This is a genomic window from Burkholderia sp. AU33545, from assembly GCF_020419685.1.
GTDB classification, from domain to species: domain Bacteria; phylum Pseudomonadota; class Gammaproteobacteria; order Burkholderiales; family Burkholderiaceae; genus Burkholderia; species Burkholderia diffusa.
The window spans coordinates 546,053-568,685 of the sequence record NZ_JAIZRQ010000005.1 but is presented as its reverse complement, the minus strand read 5'-3'; the positions used below and the strand labels follow the sequence as shown (position 1 = coordinate 568,685).

Here is a 22,633-nt window from a genome sequence, read left to right as displayed (position 1 = left end):
GCAAGCGTTCCTGTGTCCAGCGCCCGAGCGGCGCCGGCGCTTGCCAGGCCGCGCTCAGGCGCGCTTATCCGGTTCCAGCTGCGATTGCAGCAAAATGATTTTGTCCTTGGCCGCCAGCTTTTCCTTCTTCAGCCGGTGCAGCGTGATGTCATCGATGTCGGAGTGTCCTTCCTTCAGCTCGATCTCCCGAGCGAGCTGCTGGTGCTGCTCCTGCAATGCAGCCAAACGGTTGTGCAATTCCTGCTGCTGTTCCGTGGGACGGTTTTGCATATGCGCCTCCTCATCGAAGCAGCGCGCCGACTGGCGTGCCGGCACGCACGAGACTGACTCCGGATCAATCCAACACGTTACTGCCCCTGCTGTTGCTGCTTGGCCTTGTCGGCCGCTTCCTGCTGACGCCGCTCGACATCGGCCTTGTGCTGGGCGGCTTCCTTCTGCTTCTGCTCGTAGCGCGCGGCGTTGTCCGCCCGCTCCTGCGCCTTCTGCGCGCCCTGCTGGCGCGCCTGGTCGAGCTTGCGCTGGAAGTCTGCCTGCTTCTGGTCGTATGCCTGCTTGTTCGCGGCGCGCTGCGGGCCTTCGGCGCCGCGCTGCGCCTGCTTCAGCGCATTCTGCTCCTGCTTGTCGCGGAACGCAGCCGCGTTCGCCGCATCGTTCGCCGCGCGCTGCGGCGCTTCCGCCGCATTCTGCGCCTGCTTCAACGCCTGCTGCTGGTCGCGCTGCTGCGCCCGCACCGCGCGCTGTTCGTCGTCGAGCGCGAGCTGCTCCTGACGGATGCTCGCCCGCTCCTCGCGCATCCGGTCGCGCGCATTGCCGAGACAGTGATTGACGAAGAACTTGCTGTAACAATCGTGCTCCGCCACGGCATAACGATAATCGTTTTCCGCGGAACGTTGATTGAGCACTTTTTGACGGGCGTCAAAATCCTGCGTGGTGGAGGGGGCGACGGGCGCGGCCACTGCGGCGTCCGGCGCGGTGGCGCCCGATGCCTGTGCGTACGCGACGGTAGACCCGGCGGACAAAGCCGCGGCGAGCGCTGCGCCGAGCGCGACGAGAGAAATGCGGGAAGTTGGCAACGTCGTAGGAAAGCTGCGGGACATGTGTCAAATTCTATCACCCCCGGCTGGACGCTCCGCCATTTATGGCAAAATGCCCCGCTTCACTCACCCGCGGCATCTGGTCCGGCGGGCCCGTCTTGCAGCCCGCGGCGCGCGGCCTGCCGGCCCGCGCCGCGATTTCAGCAGGCAGATCATCCACGACATGACGGAAACCGTAGCACTCAAGATCGTACAGCGCATCGCCACCGAACTGTCCGTCCAGCCGCGCCAGGTCGCGGCGGCAGTGCAACTCCTCGACGAAGGCTCGACCGTTCCGTTCATTGCCCGGTACCGCAAGGAAGTGACCGGCAACCTGGACGACACGCAGCTGCGCCAGCTCGAGGAACGCCTCCTGTATCTGCGCGAGCTCGAGGATCGCCGCGCGGCGATCCTGTCGAGCATCGACGAACAGGGCAAGCTGACCGACGAACTGCGCGCCGCGATCGACGCGGCCGACAGCAAGCAGGTGCTCGAAGACCTTTATCTGCCGTACAAGCCGAAGCGCCGCACGCGTGCGCAGATCGCGCGCGAAGCCGGCCTCGAGCCGCTCGCGCAGGCGCTGCTCGCGAATCCGCTGCTCGACCCGCAGACGGAAGCCGCCGCGTACGTCGATGCCGACAAGGGCGTCGCCGACGTGAAGGCCGCCCTCGACGGCGCCCGCGACATCCTGTCCGAGCAATTCGGCGAAACAGCCGAACTGCTCGGCAAGCTGCGCGACTACCTGCACAGCCAGGGCGTCGTGTCCTCCGCGGTCGTCGAAGGCAAGGAAAACGAGGAAGGCGAGAAGTTCCGCGACTACTACGACTACGCGGAAACGATCCGCACCGTGCCGTCGCATCGCGCGCTGGCACTGTTCCGCGGCCGCAATGCCGGCGTGCTGACCGTCAAGCTCGGGCTCGGCGAGGAACTCGACGCGCAGATCCCGCATCCCGGCGAAGCGATGATCGCGCGCCATTTCGGGATCGCGAACCAGAGCCGCCCGGCGGACAAGTGGCTGTCCGACGTGTGCCGCTGGTGCTGGCGCGTGAAGGTGCAGCCGCACATCGAGAACGAACTGCTCACGCAACTGCGCGAAACGGCGGAAGCCGAAGCAATCCGCGTGTTCGCCCGCAACCTGAAGGACCTGCTGCTGGCCGCGCCGGCCGGCCCGAAGGCCGTGATCGGTCTCGACCCCGGCCTGCGTACGGGCGTGAAGGTCGCCGTGGTCGACCGCACCGGCAAGCTGCTCGCGACCGATACGATCTACCCGCACGAGCCGCGGCGCGACTGGGACGGCTCGCTCGCGAAGCTCGCGCGCATCGCCGCGCAGACGCAGGCCGAGCTGATCAGCATCGGCAACGGCACCGCGTCCCGTGAAACCGACAAGCTCGCGAGCGAGCTGATCGCGAAGCACCCCGAACTGCGGCTGCAGAAGATCGTCGTGTCGGAAGCCGGCGCGTCGGTCTACTCGGCGTCCGAACTGGCCGCAAAGGAATTCCCGGAACTCGACGTGTCGCTGCGCGGCGCCGTGTCGATCGCCCGCCGCCTGCAGGACCCGCTCGCGGAGCTCGTGAAGATCGAGCCGAAGGCGATCGGCGTCGGCCAGTACCAGCACGATGTGAACCAGCGCGAACTCGCCCGCTCGCTCGACGCGGTGGTCGAGGATTGCGTGAACGCGGTCGGCGTCGACGCGAACACCGCGTCGGTCGCGCTGCTCGCACGCGTCTCGGGCCTGAACGCCACGCTCGCGCGCAACATCGTCGACTACCGCGATGCGAACGGGCCGTTCCCGTCGCGCGATCACCTGCGCAAGGTGCCGCGCCTCGGCGACAAGACCTTCGAACAGGCAGCCGGCTTCCTGCGCATCAACGGCGGCGAGAATCCGCTCGACCGCTCGTCGGTCCACCCGGAGGCTTATCCGGTCGTCGAACGGATCCTCGCGAGGATCAACAAGCGGATCGACGACGTGCTCGGCAGCCGTGATGCGCTGTCCGGCCTGTCGCCGACCGAATTCGTTGACGAACGTTTCGGCCTGCCGACCGTGCGCGACATCCTGTCCGAACTCGAAAAACCGGGTCGTGACCCGCGCCCCGAATTCAAGACCGCAACGTTCCGTGACGGCGTCGAAAAGGTGTCTGACCTGATGCCGGGCATGCTGCTTGAAGGTGTCGTGACGAACGTCGCGGCGTTCGGCGCATTCGTGGATGTTGGCGTGCACCAGGACGGCCTCGTCCACGTGTCCGCGATGTCGACGAAGTTCATCAAGGATCCGCACGAAGTCGTGAAGGCCGGCCAGGTCGTCAAGGTCAAGGTGCTCGACGTCGACGTAAAGCGTCAGCGCATTTCGCTGACGATGCGCCTCGACGACGAAGCGGCCGCGCCCGGCATGGCGCCGCGCGGCGGCCAGGATCGCGGCAATGCCGGCCGCGGCGCGGCGCGCCCGCAGCGTTCGCGCGAGCCTGAACCGGCCGGCGCGATGGCCGCGGCGTTCGCGAAGCTGAAGCGCTGAACACGCGAAGGCTGTCGACGCGCAAAAAAGCCCGCCGGAAGGCGGGCTTTTTCATGGCTTCGGCAAACGTTGCCGGATCGACATAGGCCGCATATGCGGCCCGTGCGCCGATCAGATTTCGATCTTGGTGCCGAGCTCGACGACGCGGTTCGCCGGGATCGAGAAGAAGTCGGTCGGCTTCGCCGCGTTCTGATGCATCCATGCGAACACGCGTTCGCGCCAGATCGACATGCCGGGCAGATGCGTCGGCACGACCGTTTCGCGCGCGAGGAAGAACGACGTGTCCATCAGTTCGAACGTCATGTCGTGCGTGCGGCCGAATTCCTCGAGCACGGCCTTCACGTCCGGCGTCTCGTTGAAGCCGTATTCGGCCTTGACGATGTACAGACCGCCGCCCGCGTCACGTGAACTCAGGCGCTTGTCGTCGCGCACGTACGGGATGTCGCGCGTGACGAACGTCAGGAAAATGGTCCGCTCGTGCAGCACCTTGTTGTGCTTCAGGTTGTGCAACAGGCTGACGGGCACGAGCTTGTCGTTACCGGTCAGGTAGATCGCCGTACCCGACACACGGTGCGGCGGGTGCGCGAGCAGCCCCTGCAGGAACGGCTCGAGCGGGATACCGTCGGCAGCCGTACGCTCCTTGACGATGTGGCGGCCCTTGTACCAGGTCATCAGCAGGAAGAACAGCAGCGCGCCGATGCCGAGCGGCAGCCAGCCGCCCTGCGCGACCTTGAGCAGGTTCGCGCCAAAAAAGCCGAGGTCGACCGCGAGGAACACCGCGATGATCGCGCCGACGAGCAGCCGGTTCCAGTTCCATACCTTCACCATCACGACAGCCGCGAGCACGGTCGTGATCACCATCGTCGCCGTCACCGCGATACCGTACGCGGCGGCGAGGTTGTCAGAGCTCTTGAAGCCGACCACGATGCAGAGGATCACGAACAGCAGCAGCCAGTTCACGACCGGCACGTAGATCTGGCCGATCGCCAGCTCGGACGTATGCAGCACCTTCATGCGCGGCACGTAGCCGAGCTGGATCGCCTGCGACGTCAACGAATACGCGCCCGAGATCACGGCCTGCGAAGCGATCACGGTCGCAACCGTCGACAGCACGACGAGCGGCAGCAGCGCCCACTCCGGCGCCAGCAGGAAGAACGGGTTCTCGATCGCCTTCGGGTTCTGGATCAGCAGCGCGCCCTGGCCGAAGTAGTTCAGCACGAGCGACGGCATCACGAGCCCGTATGCGGCGAGGCGAATCGGCTTCGCGCCGAAGTGGCCCATGTCCGCGTAGAGCGCTTCCGCACCGGTCAGCACCAGCACGACCGAACCGAGCACGACATAAGCCTGCAGCACATGCTCCGACATGAACGACGCCGCGTAATACGGGTTGATCGCCGCGATGATGCCCGGCACGCGCGCGATGTGATACACACCGAGCGCCGCGATCGCGATGAACCACAGCACCATGATCGGCCCGAACAGCTTGCCGACCATCGCGGTACCGTGACGCTGGATCCAGAACAGCGCGATCAGGATCACGATCGTGATCGGCATCACGAGATGGGACAGGTGCGGCGTCGCGATCTCCAGACCTTCGACGGCCGACATCACGGAAATCGCCGGCGTGATCACCGCATCGCCGTAGAACATGCACGCGCCGAAGATACCGAGCGCCATCAGCGCGCCCGCGACGCGGGTTTTCGAGTCGAGCGGCCGCAGCGACAGCGCCATCAGCGCGAGCACGCCGCCCTCGCCGTTGTTGTCGGCCCGCATCACGAACAGTAGATACTTGATGCCGACCACCAGGATGATCGCCCAGAACAGCAGCGAGATCACCCCGAGAATCGAGCCTTCGGTGAGCGGAATGCCGTGTGCGGGGCTGAACGCCTCCTTCAGCGAATACAGCGGGCTCGTGCCGATGTCGCCGAACACGACGCCGATGGCCGCTATCGCAAGCGCCCGCATCGAGTGTTGGTGCGTCGAATGCGCATGGGCTGCGTCGGTCGCCTGGATCGTGTCGTTCATATGAAGCTTAATAATCGGGTCCGGTTCGGACAAAACGAGCGCTATTCTACTCGCGCCCCCCTGAAAAACCGTCCTGCCCTGTTGCCCTGAAGCCACGTGATCCACGCTGCGCATGCAATCCTGCGCGAGCTGTGGCAGGGCTGCCATCATAGCCGGGGCCGCGCCGTCTGCCTACCGTCAAGACCGATTGTGGTACCCACCAGCCCGGCGCCGCAATGAAAAACGGCGCCGCAAGCGGCGCCGTACAAGGCTTTCCTTCGATCAGCCGGACACTTACGCGCCCGAGCCGTCGCGCTGCGCACGACCGCGCTTGATCCACGCCTCGAGATTATGCGGACGAACCGTGTCCCACTCTTCGAACGGCTGATGAATCCACGGATTCGTCGGCAGATACTGCGTGTGATAGTCAGGCTTGATCTTCGAGCAACCCTTGTACCAGAGCACCGCCGAGCGCACGGCCTTGACGGCCGGATAGCGCTCCTTCAGGTGCTCCTGCACGCGCGCGAGCGTGACGCCCGAATCGACGAGATCGTCGACCAGCAGCACGTTGCCCTCGAGGTTGCCACGCGTCATCGTGATGTACTGCGCGATGTCGAGCTCGCCCTGCTCGGTGCCGGCCGCTTCGCGGTACGAACTCGTCGCGAGGATCGCGAGCGGGACGTCATAGATGCGCGACAGTTGGTCGCCGACGCGCAGACCGCCGCGCGCGAGGCACAGGATCTGATCGAACTTCCAGCCCGATGCATGCACCTGGAGCGCAAGCAGCTCGATCAGACGATGGTATTCGTCCCAGCCCACCCACAGGTTCTTGTCGTCGTTGCGCGGATCGGTCATCAAGTCTGCCGCCGTCATCGTGATTTGCTGCGTCATGCTGAGAATTACACCTTGAACGGGTGGCGAAGCAGGATCGTCTCGTCGCGATCCGGCCCCGTCGAAACCATGTCGACCGGCACGCCGGCCACTTCCTGGACACGGGCCAGGTATGCCTGAGCATTCGCCGGCAGCGCGTCCCACGCCTTGATGCCGACGGTGCTTTCTTTCCAGCCGGCAAACGTTTCGTACACGGGCTCGCAACGCGCGACATCGGCCGCACCGCGCGGCAGGATGTCCACGTCCTTGCCGTCGATCTTGTAGCCGACGCACAGCTTGACTTCATCGAGGCCGTCGAGCACGTCGAGCTTCGTCATGCACAGACCCGACACGCCGTTGATCTGGATCGAGCGGCGCAGCGCCGCCGCGTCGAGCCAGCCGGTGCGGCGCGGACGGCCGGTGACCGAGCCGAATTCCTTGCCGACGTTCGCCAGCGTAACGCCGACCTGGTCCTGGCGCTGCGGGTTGTCCGCGTCGTACAGCTCGCTCGGGAACGGGCCCGAGCCGACGCGCGTGCAGTACGCCTTCGTGATGCCGAGGATGTAGTTCAGCTTCTGCGGACCGACGCCAGCGCCGGCCGATGCCGCACCCGCGACGCAGTTGCTCGACGTGACGAACGGATAGGTGCCGTGGTCGATGTCGAGCAGCGTGCCTTGCGCGCCTTCGAACAACAGGTTCTGACCGGCGTTGTTCGCGTCGTACAGGCGGCGCGACACGTCGGCCACCATCGGCTTCAGGCGATCGGCGTAGCCGAGCATCGTGTCGAGCGTGGCCTGGAAATCGACGGCCGCGCCACCCAGGTACTGGGTCAGCACGAAGTTGTGGAAATCGAGGTTCTCGCGCAGGCGGTCGGCGAAGGTCTTTGCGTCGAACAGGTCCTGCACGCGCAGCGCGCGGCGGCCGACCTTGTCTTCGTACGCGGGGCCGATACCGCGGCCGGTCGTACCGATCTTGCCCGCACCCTTACGCGCCTCGCGCGCCTGGTCGATCGCAATGTGGTACGGCAGGATCAGCGTCGTGGCTTCGGAGATGAACAGGCGATCGCGCACGTTCACGCCGGCCTCTTCCAGCTCGCCGATTTCCTTGAACAGTGCCTCGGGGGACAGGACAACGCCATTGCCGATGTAGCAGGCGACGCCTTCACGCATGATGCCCGACGGAATGAGGCGCAAGATGGTTTTCTTGCCGCCGATGATGAGGGTGTGGCCGGCGTTGTGACCGCCCTGGAAACGCACGACGCCCTGAGCGTGGTCCGTCAGCCAGTCGACGATCTTGCCCTTGCCTTCATCACCCCATTGCGTTCCCACGACGACGACATTGCGCCCGGGAGTCACGTTCACTGCGCTGGCAGACATGTTGATTCGTTAGCTGGTTAAAAACGTATTCTACCTATGTTCGCGGGCGATTCCGAATTTTTCCGTTTCGCTTCAACGATATGCACGCCGAACGACGGCCCGCGAACGCCTGTTTAACGGGGTTCGACCACCCATGCGCCGTTACGCTCGACGAGCGAACGGTCGCACGCGAACTCGTCGAGCACGTGGTCGTGCCCCGGCAACGCCTGGATCACGACCTCGCCCGCATCGCGCAGCGCCGCAACGGCCGCGCTCAGCGCGTCGTCCTGTGCCCACGGCGCGAGAATTGCGGTGCCGCGCGCCTCGATCGGCGAAATCCGCGCGAGCTCGCGCAGGTCGAGCGAGAAGCCCGTCGCCGGGCGGGCGCGACCGTAGGCCTGGCCCACGTGGTCGTAACGGCCGCCGCGCGCGATCGCGTTCGGCACGCCGTCGATGTACGCCGTAAACATCGCGCCGCTGTGGTACGCGTAGCCACGCAGGTCGGCGAGATCGATCGCCACCTCGACGCCCTTCGCCTGCGCCGCGAGCTGCGCGAGATCGTCGAGTGCGCGCGTGATCTCGGGCAGCACCGGCAGGCGTGCACGTGCCTCGTCGAGCACGCTCGCGTCGCCGTACAGATGCGGCAGCGCCCGCAGCGCCGCGCGCGTATCGGCGCCGAGATCGTCGGTGAGTTCGTTCAGCAGCGGCACGTCCTTGCCCGACAGCGCGTCGTGCAGCGCCTCGCCGCGCTCGGCGGCCTGCGCGTCGCGTGCGAGCAGCGCCGCGAGCACGCCCGCGTGACACAGATCCAGACGGATCCGCGACAGCCCCGCGAGGTGCAGTGCGTCGAGCATCAGCTGCTGGATCTCCAGATCGGCTTCCAGCCCGGCATGACCGTAGATTTCGGCGCCGATCTGGATCTGTTCACGCGTCGCATGCAGGCCGCGCGGACGCGTATGCATCACGTGGCCCGCATAGCAGAGGCGCGTCACGCCCTGGCGGTTCAGCAGGTGCGCATCGATGCGCGCGACCTGCGGCGTGATGTCCGCGCGCAGGCCGAGCGTGCGGCCCGACAGCTGATCGACCAGCTTGAAGGTGCGCAGGCGCAGGTCGGCGCCGCCGCTCGTCAGCAGCGACTCGAGATATTCGAGCAGCGGCGGCATCACCATTTCGTAGCCGTACGAACGGAAGCGATCGAGCAGCCTGCGGCGCAGCTCCTCGATCTTGCGCGCTTCCGACGGCAGTACGTCGGCGATATTCTCGGGAAGTAACCAGGTCGACATCGGTACGGTCCTACGACAGGAAACAGGGCGCGACACGCGCGCCGCGAGATGAATCGGAAATCGGAAATCGGGCGGAACGAACGGCGGGTGCGCCGTCCGGATCAGGTGGCGAGCAGCAACAGGACGAGCCCGAGCGCCATCACGATGAGCCCGCCGATCCGGATATGATGCGGCGGCCGCTCCGCTATTCTACGAAACGTGTCGCGCCAGGCGACGGGAAACACGAAGGGGAACGCCCCCTCGATAATCAGCATCAGTGCTACCGCGAGCAACAACGAGCCAGCCAGATCCATGCGAGCGACGGCGCCGCTCGATGCGGCGCCCCAAGGTCAGTGTTTGCGGGGAGCGGGTGCCGCCGGTGCGGCACCGCCCGTCGAGCTGCGCATGAAGCGGAAAAACTCGCTGTCGGGGTCGACGACGATGATGTCGTTGCGCTTGAAGGTATTCCGGTAAGCCTGCAGGCTCGCATAAAACTGATAGAACTGCGGATCACGGCCAAACGCTTCGGCGGCGATCGACGCGGCCTTCGCGTCGCCCTCGCCCTTGACCATCTGCGCGGACTTGTACGCATTCGCGAGCACCGCCTGCTGTTCGCGTTCCGCGTCGGCCTTGATCTGCTCGACATCGGCGGCGCTACCCGCACGCACCTGTGCGGCCTGGTCGCGCAGCGCGGCAATCATCCGCTGATAGACGGCATCCGTCTGCGCAGCCGGCAAGTCGACACGCGTCAACTGCACGTCGACCACGTCGACGCCCAAGCCCGATGCCTTCGCGCGAACCGCCTCGCGCACCGCATTGGCAATGTCGCGCTGGCCGCCGAGCGCGTCGTCGAGCGCGCGCTTGCCGAACGCGTCGCCGAGTGCGCTCTTCAGCGCGCCGGCCAGACGCTCGGTGGCAGCCGCCGGGTCGCCGCCCGTCGCCGTGAAATACTTCATCGGATCGCTGATCCGGTACTTGACCGCATACGCGACAAGCAGATCGTGCTTGTCTTCGGTCGCCAGTTGCAACGGATCCGACGACTCGAGCGATTGCAGGCGCGTGTCGATCAGCGTCGCCGTCTGCAGCGGCGGCGGCAACTTGAAATGAATGCCGGGACCCGCGAGTTCGGGTTGCGCGCCGTCGCGGCCCGACAACACGGCAGTGTGGCGCGGGTCGACGGTCAGGACGGTCGACGACGCCGCGAAGGCGGCGATCACGATTGCGACGACGAGCGCAATGATTCGGTTCATGTTCTGCGCTCTCCGTTACTTCGTATCGTCTTCACGCGAGCGGCTGCGGAACGCTTCGCGCGACCGCAGCACGTCGCTGCCCGGTGCGGGCGCCGCCGCGGACGAAGCCGCGCTCGCGGGTGCGCTCGATGCAGCGGCAGCCGGGGCCGACGCCGCGGCGGGCTCGGATGCACCGGCCGGCGTCGCGGCATTCGTGGCATTCGCGACGTTTTGTCGCCCCTGCTCGACGAGCTTGTCGAGCGGCAGATACACGACGCTGTTGCCACCCTTGTTGCCGACGAACACTTTCGTCGCGTTCGAATAGATTTCCTGCATCGTCTCGAGGTACATCCGCTCACGGATCACCGCGGGCGCTTTCGAATACTGTGCATAGACCTGCTTGAACCGGTCGGCGTCGCCTTCTGCTTGCGTCACCACGCGATCGGCATACGCCTTCGCTTCATCGGCGAGTTTCGCGGCATCGCCCTGCGCCTTCGGCAGCAGGTCGTTCGCATAGGCCTGCGCCGCACGCTTCGCGGCCTCGCGATCTTCGCGCGCCTTCGCGACTTCGGCGTATGCGGCCTGTGTCTGCTCGGGTGCCGCGACGTTCTGCATCGTGACGGCCGTGATCTCGAGGCCCGACTGGTAGCGATCGAGATCGCGCTGGATCGCGGCGGACAATTGCTCGCGCAGCGCGTCGCGATCCTGGTTCAGCATGTCGGCCGCGCTGCGCGTGCCGACGATCGCACGCACCGCGGCCTGGGCGGCCTGCGACACACTGCGCTCCGGGTCGACGCTGCGAAACAGGTAGTCGGTTGCCGAACGAATGCGGTACTGGACGATGAAACGCACGTCGACGATGTCGGCGTCGCGCGTCAGCATCGCCGCTTCCTTCACGTTCGCGAGACGCACGACGTTGTTGCGGCCGATCTCGATCGAACGGACCTGCGATGTGTCGACGATCTCGTGCGACGCGAACGGATACGGTGCGCGCCAGTGCACGCCCTGGCCAACCGTGCCGGACAGCTTGCCGAACTGCAGCACGACGCCCGTCTGGCCCTCCTGCACGACGAACAGCCCGCTGCCTGCGTAGACCGCGACCAGCACGCCGATCACGATGCCAACGCCGACGCGCGCGGCCCGGCCATTGTCGGGCCGGAAGCCGTTGCCGCCCTTGCCGCCGAACAGGCCGCTCAGACGCCGGTTGAAGTTGCGCCACATCTCGTCGAGATCGGGCGGACCGTCACCGTCGCCACCGGGCGGACGCTTCGATTCGTTCGCACGCGGACGGGATCCGTCGTTGCCCTTGCCTTCGCCGCGTCCCCAGCGGGGATCGTTGATTGACAGCAAGGCGCGCATCCGCCGCCAGGTACTCCGCTCGTTGTATTCGTTCACCAGAGTTTGTTCACCAGATTAGACGCCAGCGAACCGGCCGGGACCGGTTAGCGCCCGTGTTCGGAAATCGTGTGGTCTTCGTGCGGTTCAACGGGTGCGCCGTCGAGCGCGCCGTTGGGTAACGTCGCGCCGGAAAGGTGTTCCGCGGAGGCGATCTCGGCGATGGCGGCACGCAACGCATCAAGACCCTGACCGGTGCGTGCGCTCAAAAAGACGCGCGAAATATTACCATACTCGTCCCGCTCGACCGCGTCGCCGCGGGCCGCCAGCTCGGGCACGGCGTCGATCTTGTTGAACACCAGCACCTGCCGGATCGTGTCCGCACCGATCTCGTGCAGCACGCCGTTCACCTGCTCGATCTGTTCGAGCCGCACCGCGCTCGACGCGTCGACGACGTGCAGCAGCAGATCCGCGTGGATCGTTTCCTCAAGGGTCGCGCGAAATGCGGCAACCAGCTGGTGAGGCAGTTCGCGAATGAACCCCACCGTATCGGACACTACGATCTGGCCTGCCTCGTCGCCGAGGTACACGCGCCGCGACGTCGTATCGAGCGTGGCGAACAGCTGGTCGGCCGCATAGGCCTGCGCTTTCGTCAGCGCATTGAACAGCGTCGACTTGCCCGCGTTCGTATAGCCGACGAGCGACACCGACATCGTGCCGCTGCGCGCGCGCTGGCGACGCTGCGTGCTGTGCTGCCGGCGCAGCCGGTCGAGCCGCGACTTCAGCATCTTGATGCGCTCGCCGATCAGCCGGCGGTCGGTTTCGAGCTGGGTTTCACCGGGGCCGCGCAGGCCGATACCGCCCTTTTGCCGCTCCAGGTGGGTCCACGCGCGAATCAGGCGGGTCGACAGGTATTGCAACTGCGCGAGCTCGACCTGCAGCTTGCCTTCGTGGCTGCGGGCACGCTGCGCGAAGATATCGAGAATGAGGCTCGTGCGATCGACCACCCGCCTGTTAAGCGCCTGCTCCAGATTGCGTTGCTGGGCCGGTGCCAGTGCGTGGTTGAAGATGACGATTTCGACGTTGTGCGCTTCGCAGACAAGCCGCAATTCTTCGGCTTTGCCGCTGCCGATGAACATCTTGGCATCGGGACTGGCGCGACGACCCGTGAGGGTGACGGCGGGACGGGCCCCCGCACTGGAGGCGAGAAGACTGAGTTCTTCGAGACTGGCTTCGAAATCGGTCTTGCCGAAGTCGATGCCGACGAGCGCTGCGTTGATCAAATTATCGGGTGTCAAGATAAGGCGGCTGGCATCGGTCGCTCGCGGCGACCGGACGCCGGCCGCTGCGATGGGTTAGGACGAGGCTTCCGCGTCCGGGTGGAAATTCACCGGGCGCGCCGGCACGACCGTCGAGATGGCGTGCTTGTAGACCATCTGGGTCACCGTATTACGGAGCAACACGACGTACTGGTCGAACGATTCAATGTTCCCTTGCAGCTTGATGCCGTTGACGAGATAGATCGAAACGGGAACGTGCTCTTTGCGCAGTGCGTTCAAAAACGGGTCTTGTAACAATTGCCCTTTGTTGCTCATGGCGTACTCCATCTTTTTTTGCAGGTTGATCTGGATTGGCGACGAAGAAAAAGAGATCCGGCGCCAATCGCTACACTATAGCCGATTTTGCATGCCCCGCCCGGGCGTAGGCCATGCGGCCTACCCCTTGCAGGACCTGCTTCAGCCCTTGTCCGCGTACGGGTTGTTCGACGAACGGAACTCTATGCGCAATGGAGTCCCGGTCAGTGAGAAAGTTTCGCGGAATCGGTTTTCGAGGTAACGCTTGTAGGTTTCCGTGACCGCATCGAGCGCGTTGCCGTGGATGACGATCAGCGGCGGATTCTGGCCGCCCTGGTGCGCGTAGCGCAGCTTCGGACGCACCGGACCGCGACGACGCGGCTGCTGGAACTCGACCGCCTCGATCAGCGCGCGCGTGAGCTTCGGCGTCGGCAGTTTCGCCATCGCCGCCGCGTACGCGTCGTCGACCGAGCGCATCAGCGCGCCGATGCCCGTCTTCTTCGCGGCCGAAATGTAGTGCGATTTCGCGAAGTCGAGGAATTTCAGCTTGCGGGTCAAATCCGCTTTCGCACGATCGCGTGCATGGTCGTCGAGGCCGTCCCACTTGTTCACGCCGATCACGAGCGCGCGGCCCTGTTCGACGACGAAGCCGGCGATGTGCGCGTCCTGGTCGGAAATGTCCTGCTGCGCATCCAGCAGAAGAATGACGACGTTCGCGTCGGAGATCGACTGCAGCGTCTTCACGACCGAGAATTTCTCGATCGCCTCGAACACCTTGCCGCGACGTCGCAGGCCGGCGGTGTCGATCAGCGTATATTTCTTGCCGTTGCGCTCGAAGTCGACGTAGATCGAATCGCGCGTCGTGCCCGGCATGTCGAACGCGATCACGCGGTCCTCGCCGATCAGCGCGTTCACGAGCGTCGACTTGCCGACGTTCGGCCGGCCGACGATCGCGATCTTGATGCCGCGCGACGGATCGTCCTCGTCCGCCTCCTCGGGCTGGCCCGCGTATGCGACTTCCAGCGCTTCGTTGATCATGTCGGTCACGCCATCGCCGTGCGCGGCCGAGATCGCGCGCGGATCGCCGAGCCCGAGCTCGTAGAAGTCCGTCGCAACCGCCGTGTACTTCATCCCCTCGGCCTTGTTGACGACCAGGAAGATCGGCCGGCCGGTCTTGCGCAGGTAGTCGGCGATCGACTTGTCCTGCGGCGCGAGGCCGTTACGGCCGTCGACGATGAACACGACGACGTCGGCTTCCTCGACGGCCTGCCGCGTCTGGCGTGCCATCTCGTGCAGGATGCCGTCCTTCGCGACGGGCTCGAAGCCGCCGGTATCGACGACCAGATACGGCCGCTCGCCGACGCGCCCTTCGCCGTAATGGCGATCGCGCGTCAGGCCGGGCAAGTCGGCAACCAGCGCATCGCGCGAGCGCGTGAGCCGGTTGAACAGCGTGGATTTCCCCACATTGGGGCGCCCAACGAGGGCAATGACCGGTTTCATCTGTGTTTTCTACGGTGATGCGCAGCAGCGGGAGGCCCGCTGCTGCGGGCGGCTGCGCTGAATGAAAATATCACGAATTCGCGCCGCGCCGGATGCGCGCGCCGGGCGCGCGTTGCGCGCCGTCGTCTTTCGTTTCGAACTGCCTTTCAAATACCGAGCGGCCGGGGACACCGGCCGCCTTCATGTCGCGCAATCGCGCGCGCGGGACGAGCCCGCCGCGCCGCGATTGCGCTCGTTGCGTGCGCGTCAGCGCGGACGGAACCCGTACAGGCCGCCATCCTTCGTCTGCACGACGAGCGTATTGCCGGCCAGGACCGGCGCCGCGGTAATCGCGCTGCCGTCGGTTTTCATCCGGGCGATGAAGCTGCCGTCCTCGCGCGACAGGAAGTGCACGAAGCCCTTGTAGTCGCCCATCACGACCGCATGGCCGAGCAGGTATGGCACGCCGACGTCGCGGCTCTTCAGCTTGTCGTTACGCCAGAGCTGATTGCCGCTCGCCGCGTCGTAGGCCGTCACGACCGACCAGTCGTCCCCGCCGGCGACGACCGAATCGTCCTGCGCGAGACCGCTGCGGCTCGAGAACGCCTTTTCCCACAGCGGACGGCCCGAGTTCGCGTCGAAGCAGCCGAGCTGGCCCTGGAACGTGACCGCGCACGCTTGAGCACCCACGAGCGTCGGCGGACCGCTGACGTCGTTGATACGCTCCACTTCGGTCACGCCCTTCGGGAACGACACGGGCGTCTGCCAGAACGGCTCGCCCGTCTGCAGGTTGATCGCGACAAGACCGCCGCCGGGGAAGCCCGCCAGCACGGCCGCATCGCCCGCGAACGTCATGCCGGCCGACACGCGCAGGTTCAGCGGCACCGCGCGGTTGCGGTAGTTCCACTTCTGCTCGCCCGTCTGCGCGTTGAACGCGATCACCTGGCCGTCGATCGTGCGCACGATCACGAGACCGTTGCCGACCAGCGGCGGCGAGAAGATCTCGCCCTGCACGCTCGTCTTCCACAGTTGCTTGCCGTCGGGGCCCAGTACGAACACGCCGCCCTTCAACGCACCGACTGCGGTCAGGTTGCCGTCGCTGCCGACCCCGGCCGACAGATCCGAGCCAACCTTCGCGCGCCACAGCGTCTGGCCCGTCTTCGCGTCGATCTTCTCGACCGAACCGTTCTCGCCCGCCGCGTAGACGGCGTCGCCAACGGCCACCGGCGAGAACAGGTAGCGCCCGCCCTTGCCGACGCTCGCCTTCCAGACCTGTTGCACGTCCATGACGGGCTTGAACTCGGTGAGCGGCGTCGGCACGCGGCGCGCGTCCTTCGACGACGAGCAGGCCGCCAATGCCAGGACAGCCGCCGCGCAGGCTACGGGCACAGCGTAACGTTTCAGCAAATTCATCGGTTAGCGAAGCAGAGTTAAGAGGTTGAGAGGGCCGGGATCAGCCGCCGAGCGCGTCGAGCTTGAACTGCACGAGCTGACGCGCGGACTGGTCGTCCTGCGACAGGCCGTCGAGCGCAAGCTTGTATGCGGCGCGCGCATCGGCGGTCTTGCCTTGGGCCGCAAGCAGATCGCCGCGGCGATCGGCCACGAGACCCTTGAATGCATCGACCGGCGTGCCGGAAAGCAGCGCGAGGCCCGCATCGTACGCCTTCTCGTCGAGCAGCAGCGATGCGAGACGCAGCTTCGCGATCTGCTTGTACTCGTCGTCCTTGGCGTGATCGACGGCCCATTGCAGCTGCGCCTTCGCGCCGGCGGCATCGCCGGCTGCGTACAGCGTCTTCGCTGCCAACAGTGCGCTCATCTGCGCATACGGCGTGCTGCCGAACTTGTCTTCCATGTCGGCCGCCGCGCGGGCCATCGTCGCCTTGTCATTCCCGGCGGCAGCCTTCTGCACCTGCTCGTACAACCCGGAAGCCTCGGCGGCCTGACGGCGCTGCCAGTAATTCCAGCCGTTGAAACCGGCCGCGACGACCAGCGCCGCGAGCACGATCCACGTGGTGAGGTTGCCCCAGCGGGCCCACCACGCCTTGAGACTTTCAATCGATTCTTGTTCGTCGTGATAACTCATCGGCGAGCGATTCCTTCCTTTTCAGGCTTTTCTTGTCGAGCGAATGCCAGCGCGATCAGTCGTCGCCGTCTTCGGCGGATGCAACCATCGCATTGATTAGGAATTCGGTCAAGCTTTCGACCGGTACGGTCTGCTGAACGTTCTTTTCCCCATCCTCGCCGGCACCGCGCAACGCTTTCACGCCGACCGTGCCGTTCGCGACCTCTTCTTCGCCGAAGATCACCGCGAACGCGGCACCGCTCGCATCGGCCCGCTTCATCTGCGACTTGAAGCTTGCCGGGCCGCCGTCAGCGCTGCAGTGGAAAATCACGTCGAGGCCCGTATCGCGCAGACGCTCGGCCGCGATGAACGCCTGTTCGCGCGCCGTCTCGCCCTGGTGCACCACGTACACGTCGACACCTTCCTGCTCGGGCGCGAGATCCTCTTCCTTCAGCAGCTCGAGAATGCGCTCGATGCCCATCGCCCAGCCGCATGCGGCGGTCGGCTTGCCGCCGAGTTGCTCGATCAGCGGATCGTAGCGGCCGCCGGCCGCGACCGTGCCCTGCGCGCCGAGCTTGTCGGTCACCCACTCGAACACGGTCAGGTTGTAGTAGTCGAGGCCGCGCACGAGACGCGGGTTGATCTTGAACGGGATGTTGTTCGCGAGCAGCAGGCGCTGCAGCCCTTCGAAATGGGCACGCGACTCGTCACCGAGGAAGTCGATCAGCTTCGGCGCGTTCTGCGCGATTTCCTGCAGCGCGGGGTTCTTCGTGTCGAGCACGCGCAGCGGGTTCGTATACAGGCGACGCTTTGCGTCCTCGTCCAGGACATCGGCGAACTGCTCGAGATATTTGATCAGTTCGACGCGGTGCGCGGCACGCTCTTCGGCGAGACCGAGCGAGTTGATCTCGAGCTTGATGCCGGTCAGGCCGAGGTCGTCCCACAGGCGCTGACACATCATGATGATTTCGGCATCCGCGTCCGGGCCAGCGAAGCCGAGTGCCTCGACGCCGACCTGGTGGAACTGACGATAGCGGCCGCGCTGCGGACGCTCGTGACGAAACATCGGGCCGATGTACCACAGGCGCTTCGGACCGTCGTACAGCATGTTGTGCTCGATCGACGCGCGCACGACGGCCGCGGTGTTCTCCGGGCGCATCGTCAGGTTCTCGCCGTTCAGCGCGTCGGTGAAGCTGTACATCTCCTTCTCGACGATGTCCGTGACTTCGCCGATGCCGCGCGTGAAGAGCTGCGTATGTTCGACGATCGGCGTGCGGATGTTCTGGTAGCCGTACGCGCGCAGCAGCGATTTCACGGTAGCTTCGAAGAACTCCCAGAGGCCGGCATCCTGCGGGAGGATGTCGTTCATGCCCTTGACGCCGGTGAGCTTCTCGATCTTGCGTTTCTGTTCAGTCATCGTTCGTGTGTGTGGACGAATTTAGTTCAGGGCCTCGGTGCGGCCGTAATTGCGTGCGACGTAGTCGCTGACGATCTGCTGGAATTCCTCGGCGATCCGCTCACCGCGCAGCGTCCTGACCTTCTCGCCATCGATGAAGACGGGTGCGGCCGGGTTTTCGCCCGAACCCGGCAGGCTGATGCCGATGTTCGCGTGCTTCGACTCGCCCGGGCCGTTGACGATGCAGCCCATCACCGCGACGTTCATCTTCTCGACGCCCGGATATTCCTTGCGCCAGACCGGCATCTGCTCACGCAGATAGGTCTGGATCTGCATCGCGAGTTCCTGGAACAGCGTGCTCGTCGTGCGGCCGCAGCCCGGGCACGCGATCACCATCGGCGCGAACGAGCGCAGGCCCATCGTCTGCAGGATTTCCTGGCCGACGATCACTTCGCCCGTGCGCGACGCGCCCGGCTCCGGCGTCAGCGAAATGCGGATCGTGTCGCCGATCCCTTCCTGCAGCAGCACGCCGAGCGCGGCCGTCGAAGCGACGATGCCCTTCGAGCCCATGCCCGCCTCGGTCAGACCGAGGTGCAGCGCGAACCCGCAGCGGCGGCCGAGCTCGCGGTACACGGCGATCAGGTCCTGCACGCCGCTGACCTTGCACGACAGCACGATGCGGTCACGGCCGAGACCCAGTTCGACCGCGCGCTCGGCCGAGCCGATCGCCGACTGGATCAGCGCTTCGTACATCACGCTCTGCGCATCCCACGGCTGCGCACGCGCACCGTTCTCGTCCATCATGCGCGCGAGCAGGTCCTGGTCGAGACTGCCCCAGTTCACGCCGATCCGCACCGGCTTGTCATACTTCGCCGCGGCTTCGATCATCTGCGCGAACTGCGTGTCGCGCTTCGCACCCTGGCCGACGTTACCCGGGTTGATCCGGTACTTCGACAACGACTCCGCGCAGCCCGGATAGTCGCGCAGCAGCAGGTGGCCGTTGTAGTGGAAATCTCCGACGAGCGGGACGGTCACACCCATCCGGTCGAGCTGCTCGCGGATCGCCGGCACGGCGGCCGCGGCCTCCGGCGTATTGACCGTGATGCGCACCAGTTCCGAGCCCGCATTCGCGAGTTCCTTGATCTGGATCGCCGTGCCGATCGCGTCGGCCGTGTCGGTATTCGTCATCGACTGCACGCGCACCGGCGCATCGCCGCCGATCGTCACGAGCTGCCCGCCCCAACGAACATCCACCGCATGCGACACGCGACGCGGCTGATGCCCGCCGAACACCGGCTCGGTTGAACAAATCTGACTGCTGCGTGGGGATTGAGCTTCGGATTGCATCGATAGATCCATTTACGCGGAATGCGCCGCGAGGCGGCGCATGAATTGAAAAAGCGCCGTGCCCTCGCGGCCTGTCCAGGACAGGCCTGCGTCACGGCGCTTGACGTCAGGGCAGCGTGAACCGCGCCACGTTACCCCGCGCTGCCGAATATTTCGCCGGATCGACGGGTTTTCCGTCGAACGCGACCGTATCAAGACCTGCCTTGTTGCCGATCGTGACCTTGAACGGCCCGTCGCCGGCGACCTGCTTCGTCTCGCCGGCCCGCACAAGCGCCGAGAACAGCTCCTTGCCGTTCTTGTCGCGCACGCTGAACCAGCAATCCTGCTTGACCTTCAGTTCGACCATCGACTGGCCTGCCGCCACCACGACGCTCGCGGGCTGCGCCGACACGGCCGCGCTGCTCGCCGCTGCCGACGCGATGATCGGTTGCGACGCAGGCACGACGGCCGTCGGGGCCGGAGCCGAAGCAACCGGAGCAGCCGACGCAACAGCCTGCGGTGCCGCGGCGGATGCTGCAACCTGCGCCGGGACATCGTTGCCGACTGCCGTCGACGCACCGCCGGCGACCGCCTCTTCGGCGGAAGACGCCGCCGACGCGCTCGCCGCCGACGCATGTTCGGCGTCGCCGCCACTCTTGAAGCGCGCGAGCCAGCTCGACGTATCGCCGCCAGTGTGCCACATGAGTACCGCGATCACCGCGACGACAACGATCGCCGTCCCCCACAGCCACGGATGATGGCGCGACGAGCCGCCGAGCGGAATCGATACGCGGCCGCGCGGCAGATCCGTCCCCGACGACGCGGGCATCGACAGATCGACTTCGGGCACGCCGCGCTCGCGGCGCAATGCCTGTGCAAACGGCTCGGGATCGACACCGAGCATTTTCGCGTAGCTGCGCACGACGCCGAGCGCGAATGTCACGCCGGGCAAATGGCTGATGTCGCCTGCCTCAAGCGCACGCAGTTTCTGCGGGGCGACCTTGAGCCGCGCCGACACGTCGTCGACCGTCCAGCCCTTCGCTTCCCGGAGCTCCGCCAGCCGGCTGCCGACGGCCGCCAGCGTTTCAAGCCCTGCCTGCGCCGGCTTCGCGGCATTCATCTCTGCGCCGTTTGTCGGCTGCGGCTCACTCATCCTTGTCCTCGCGTCGATTCTTCTTCACTGGCGGGCGCCGCCGGCTCCCGCAACCGTCCATATCATGCGCGGCGTCGAGGCGCCGCGTCCGATCGCTATTCGCGTGTTGTACCGCCAAAAGGTTCGGGCATCCCCGTCAAACCGCCCGAACTTCGATGATTTTTGCTGCTGCGCCCGTTCGCTCCGCCAGGCGCGTGCGGTCCTTCACGGCGCCGGCCAGCTGGCCGCACGCGGCGTCAATGTCGTCGCCGCGCGTCTTGCGCACGGTCGTGACGACACCCGCGTCGATGAGGACCTGTGCGAAACGTTTGATCTGCTCCGGCTTCGAGCGGATGAGGCCCGATTCCGGAAACGGATTGAACGGGATCAGATTGAACTTGCAGGGCACGTCGCGCGTGACGGCCAGCAGTTCGCGCGCATGCGCTTCGGTGTCGTTGACGCCGTCGAGCATGCAGTATTCGAAAGTAATGAAGTCGCGCGGCGCAACTTTCAGATAACGCTGGCACGCGGCCATCAGTTCGCGAAGCGGATGCTTCTTGTTGAGCGGCACCAGTTCGTCGCGCAGCGCGTCGTTCGGTGCGTGGAGCGAAACGGCGAGCGCGACCGGCAGTTCGGCGCCGAGGCGGTCCATCATCGGCACCACGCCGGACGTCGACAATGTGACGCGGCGGCGCGACAGGCCGTAGGCGTTGTCGTCGAGCATGAGCCGCATCGCGGGCACGACCGCGCTGTAATTCAGCAGCGGCTCGCCCATGCCCATCATCACCACGTTGGTGACGACCCGTTCGGCCTTGCCATTCGGACCGGGCGCGCGACCGAGCGACGCACGCAGTGCAAATTCGGCCATCCGGAGCTGGCCGATGATTTCGGCTGTCGACAGGTTGCGGGAGAAGCCCTGCTTGCCCGTCGAGCAGAAGCGGCAGTTGACCGCACACCCGGCTTGCGACGACACGCACAACGTGCCGCGCGTCTCTTCCGGGATGAAAACGGTTTCGACCGCATTGCCGTTTCCGACGTCGATCAGCCACTTGCGCGTGCCGTCGGTGGAAACGTGATCGCTGACGATATCGGGCATCACGATCGACGCGCGGCCCTTGAGCTTTTCTCTCAGGGACTTCGCGAGGTCGGTCATGCCGTCGAAATCGCCAGCGTTGTACTGATGGATCCAGCGCTGCAACTGCTTGGCGCGGAACGGCTTCTCGCCGAGGCTGCCGCAGTACGCGACAAGACCCTCGGCATCGAAGTCGAGAAGATTGACGGAAGTTTCGCTCGTCATGATGTGCTGCCTTGCCGCGTGCGCTGAATCCTGCCTACTTGCTGTCAGCCAGGGCTTAGCGCGAGTAAACGTTCATTTCCGGGAAGAAGAACGCGATTTCGACCGCAGCCGTTTCCGCTGCGTCCGAGCCGTGCACGGCGTTCGCGTCGATGCTGTCGGCGAAGTCTGCGCGGATCGTGCCCTTTTCCGCCTTCTTCGGATCCGTCGCGCCCATCAGGTCGCGGTTCTTCAGGATCGCGCCTTCACCTTCCAGAACCTGGATCATCACCGGGCCCGAGATCATGAAATCGACGAGGTCCTTGAAGAACGGACGTGCTGCGTGAACTGCGTAGAACTTCTCTGCGTCAGCACGCGACAGGTGTGCCATGCGCGATGCGACGATCTTCAGGCCGGCGCCTTCGAAACGGCTGTAGATCTGGCCGATCACGTTCTTTGCCACCGCATCCGGCTTGATGATCGACAGGGTGCGCTCGATTGCCATAAAAACTCCAAGAAATTAAGAAGTTACAGGTTCAAATGAATCCGCTATTGTAGCACGATCCCGTGTATCATTGCGATTGAACCCTTACACGAGTGAAAGGTTCAGAATCCATATGTTTTTGCGCCGCCCTGCCATTGAAACCAAGCGGTGCGGAACGTATCTTAGCCATAGCTGCTCCGGTTTGCTGCACCGCACACCGCGTGCGCCGAACCGGCCCGGGACGCCCACGCGTTCAATGTTAGGAGAAAC

General features: G+C 65.4%; 20 protein-coding genes. 1 reads left to right on the top strand and 19 read right to left on the bottom strand.

The window, feature by feature from the left end; translation table 11 throughout:
• Positions 1 to 54 precede the first annotated feature (54 nt).
• Complete coding sequence (locus LGM71_RS20130) at positions 55 to 270, bottom strand: YdcH family protein (protein ID WP_006755091.1); 216 nt, start codon at positions 268 to 270, stop codon at positions 55 to 57.
• Positions 271 to 347: 77 nt separating this feature from the next.
• Positions 348 to 1,097: a hypothetical protein gene (locus LGM71_RS20125; RefSeq protein WP_124622667.1), complete on the bottom strand. Its 750-nt coding sequence runs from the start codon at positions 1,095 to 1,097 to the stop codon at positions 348 to 350.
• A gap of 160 nt (positions 1,098 to 1,257) precedes the next feature.
• Between LGM71_RS20125 and LGM71_RS20120 the strand changes: the two genes are divergently transcribed.
• Positions 1,258 to 3,582: a Tex family protein gene (locus LGM71_RS20120; protein WP_226116096.1), complete on the top strand. Its 2,325-nt coding sequence runs from the start codon at positions 1,258 to 1,260 to the stop codon at positions 3,580 to 3,582.
• Positions 3,583 to 3,693: 111 nt separating this feature from the next.
• Here the strand turns inward: LGM71_RS20120 and LGM71_RS20115 are convergent, their stop codons facing one another.
• The 17 genes from LGM71_RS20115 to ndk all read right to left on the bottom strand — a co-directional run bounded on the left by LGM71_RS20115 (position 3,694) and on the right by ndk (position 22,384).
• Positions 3,694 to 5,607 carry a potassium transporter Kup gene (locus tag LGM71_RS20115; protein WP_226116094.1) on the bottom strand — a complete coding sequence of 638 codons (1,914 nt, stop codon included), beginning with the start codon at positions 5,605 to 5,607 and terminating at the stop codon, positions 3,694 to 3,696.
• Between the two features lie 273 nt (positions 5,608 to 5,880).
• Positions 5,881 to 6,477, bottom strand: a complete 597-nt coding sequence (locus LGM71_RS20110; protein ID WP_059604405.1) for a phosphoribosyltransferase — start codon at positions 6,475 to 6,477, stop codon at positions 5,881 to 5,883.
• An 8-nt stretch (positions 6,478 to 6,485) separates the two neighbouring features.
• On the bottom strand, positions 6,486 to 7,832 hold the full coding sequence (locus LGM71_RS20105) for an adenylosuccinate synthase (RefSeq protein ID WP_124903547.1): 1,347 nt from the start codon (positions 7,830 to 7,832) through the stop codon (positions 6,486 to 6,488).
• 113 nt (positions 7,833 to 7,945) lie between these two features.
• A complete protein-coding gene (locus LGM71_RS20100; protein WP_059604400.1) occupies positions 7,946 to 9,094 on the bottom strand; it encodes an ATP phosphoribosyltransferase regulatory subunit in 1,149 nt (382 codons plus the stop codon).
• A 101-nt stretch (positions 9,095 to 9,195) separates the two neighbouring features.
• Positions 9,196 to 9,387 (bottom strand): DUF2065 domain-containing protein, encoded by a 192-nt coding sequence (locus tag LGM71_RS20095; protein ID WP_009687995.1) that lies wholly within the window; start codon positions 9,385 to 9,387, stop codon positions 9,196 to 9,198.
• A gap of 36 nt (positions 9,388 to 9,423) precedes the next feature.
• Positions 9,424 to 10,323 (bottom strand): protease modulator HflC, encoded by a 900-nt coding sequence (gene hflC, locus LGM71_RS20090; RefSeq protein WP_059604397.1) that lies wholly within the window; start codon positions 10,321 to 10,323, stop codon positions 9,424 to 9,426.
• Positions 10,324 to 10,338: 15 nt separating this feature from the next.
• Positions 10,339 to 11,697 carry an FtsH protease activity modulator HflK gene (gene hflK, locus LGM71_RS20085; protein ID WP_226116093.1) on the bottom strand — a complete coding sequence of 453 codons (1,359 nt, stop codon included), beginning with the start codon at positions 11,695 to 11,697 and terminating at the stop codon, positions 10,339 to 10,341.
• 47 nt (positions 11,698 to 11,744) lie between these two features.
• Positions 11,745 to 12,920 (bottom strand): GTPase HflX, encoded by a 1,176-nt coding sequence (gene hflX, locus LGM71_RS20080; RefSeq protein ID WP_226116106.1) that lies wholly within the window; start codon positions 12,918 to 12,920, stop codon positions 11,745 to 11,747.
• Positions 12,921 to 12,992: 72 nt separating this feature from the next.
• A complete protein-coding gene (gene hfq / locus LGM71_RS20075) occupies positions 12,993 to 13,232 on the bottom strand; it encodes an RNA chaperone Hfq (RefSeq protein WP_006399927.1) in 240 nt (79 codons plus the stop codon).
• A 141-nt stretch (positions 13,233 to 13,373) separates the two neighbouring features.
• Positions 13,374 to 14,711, bottom strand: a complete 1,338-nt coding sequence (gene der / locus LGM71_RS20070) for a ribosome biogenesis GTPase Der (protein WP_014896912.1) — start codon at positions 14,709 to 14,711, stop codon at positions 13,374 to 13,376.
• A 246-nt stretch (positions 14,712 to 14,957) separates the two neighbouring features.
• Positions 14,958 to 16,103, bottom strand: coding sequence for an outer membrane protein assembly factor BamB (gene bamB, locus LGM71_RS20065; protein WP_059604387.1), 1,146 nt, complete (start codon positions 16,101 to 16,103; stop codon positions 14,958 to 14,960).
• A 40-nt stretch (positions 16,104 to 16,143) separates the two neighbouring features.
• Complete coding sequence (locus tag LGM71_RS20060) at positions 16,144 to 16,773, bottom strand: tetratricopeptide repeat protein (protein ID WP_124622651.1); 630 nt, start codon at positions 16,771 to 16,773, stop codon at positions 16,144 to 16,146.
• A gap of 55 nt (positions 16,774 to 16,828) precedes the next feature.
• Positions 16,829 to 18,169 (bottom strand): histidine--tRNA ligase, encoded by a 1,341-nt coding sequence (hisS, locus tag LGM71_RS20055; protein ID WP_044848982.1) that lies wholly within the window; start codon positions 18,167 to 18,169, stop codon positions 16,829 to 16,831.
• 21 nt (positions 18,170 to 18,190) lie between these two features.
• On the bottom strand, positions 18,191 to 19,495 hold the full coding sequence (gene ispG, locus LGM71_RS20050; protein ID WP_059604437.1) for a flavodoxin-dependent (E)-4-hydroxy-3-methylbut-2-enyl-diphosphate synthase: 1,305 nt from the start codon (positions 19,493 to 19,495) through the stop codon (positions 18,191 to 18,193).
• 106 nt (positions 19,496 to 19,601) lie between these two features.
• On the bottom strand, positions 19,602 to 20,627 hold the full coding sequence (locus tag LGM71_RS20045) for a helix-turn-helix domain-containing protein (protein ID WP_226116092.1): 1,026 nt from the start codon (positions 20,625 to 20,627) through the stop codon (positions 19,602 to 19,604).
• A 136-nt stretch (positions 20,628 to 20,763) separates the two neighbouring features.
• Positions 20,764 to 21,903, bottom strand: a complete 1,140-nt coding sequence (gene rlmN / locus LGM71_RS20040; protein WP_014896906.1) for a 23S rRNA (adenine(2503)-C(2))-methyltransferase RlmN — start codon at positions 21,901 to 21,903, stop codon at positions 20,764 to 20,766.
• Positions 21,904 to 21,958: 55 nt separating this feature from the next.
• Entirely contained in the window at positions 21,959 to 22,384 is a 426-nt protein-coding gene (gene ndk, locus LGM71_RS20035; protein ID WP_006478674.1) for a nucleoside-diphosphate kinase, read from the bottom strand.
• Positions 22,385 to 22,633: the final 249 nt, after the last annotated feature.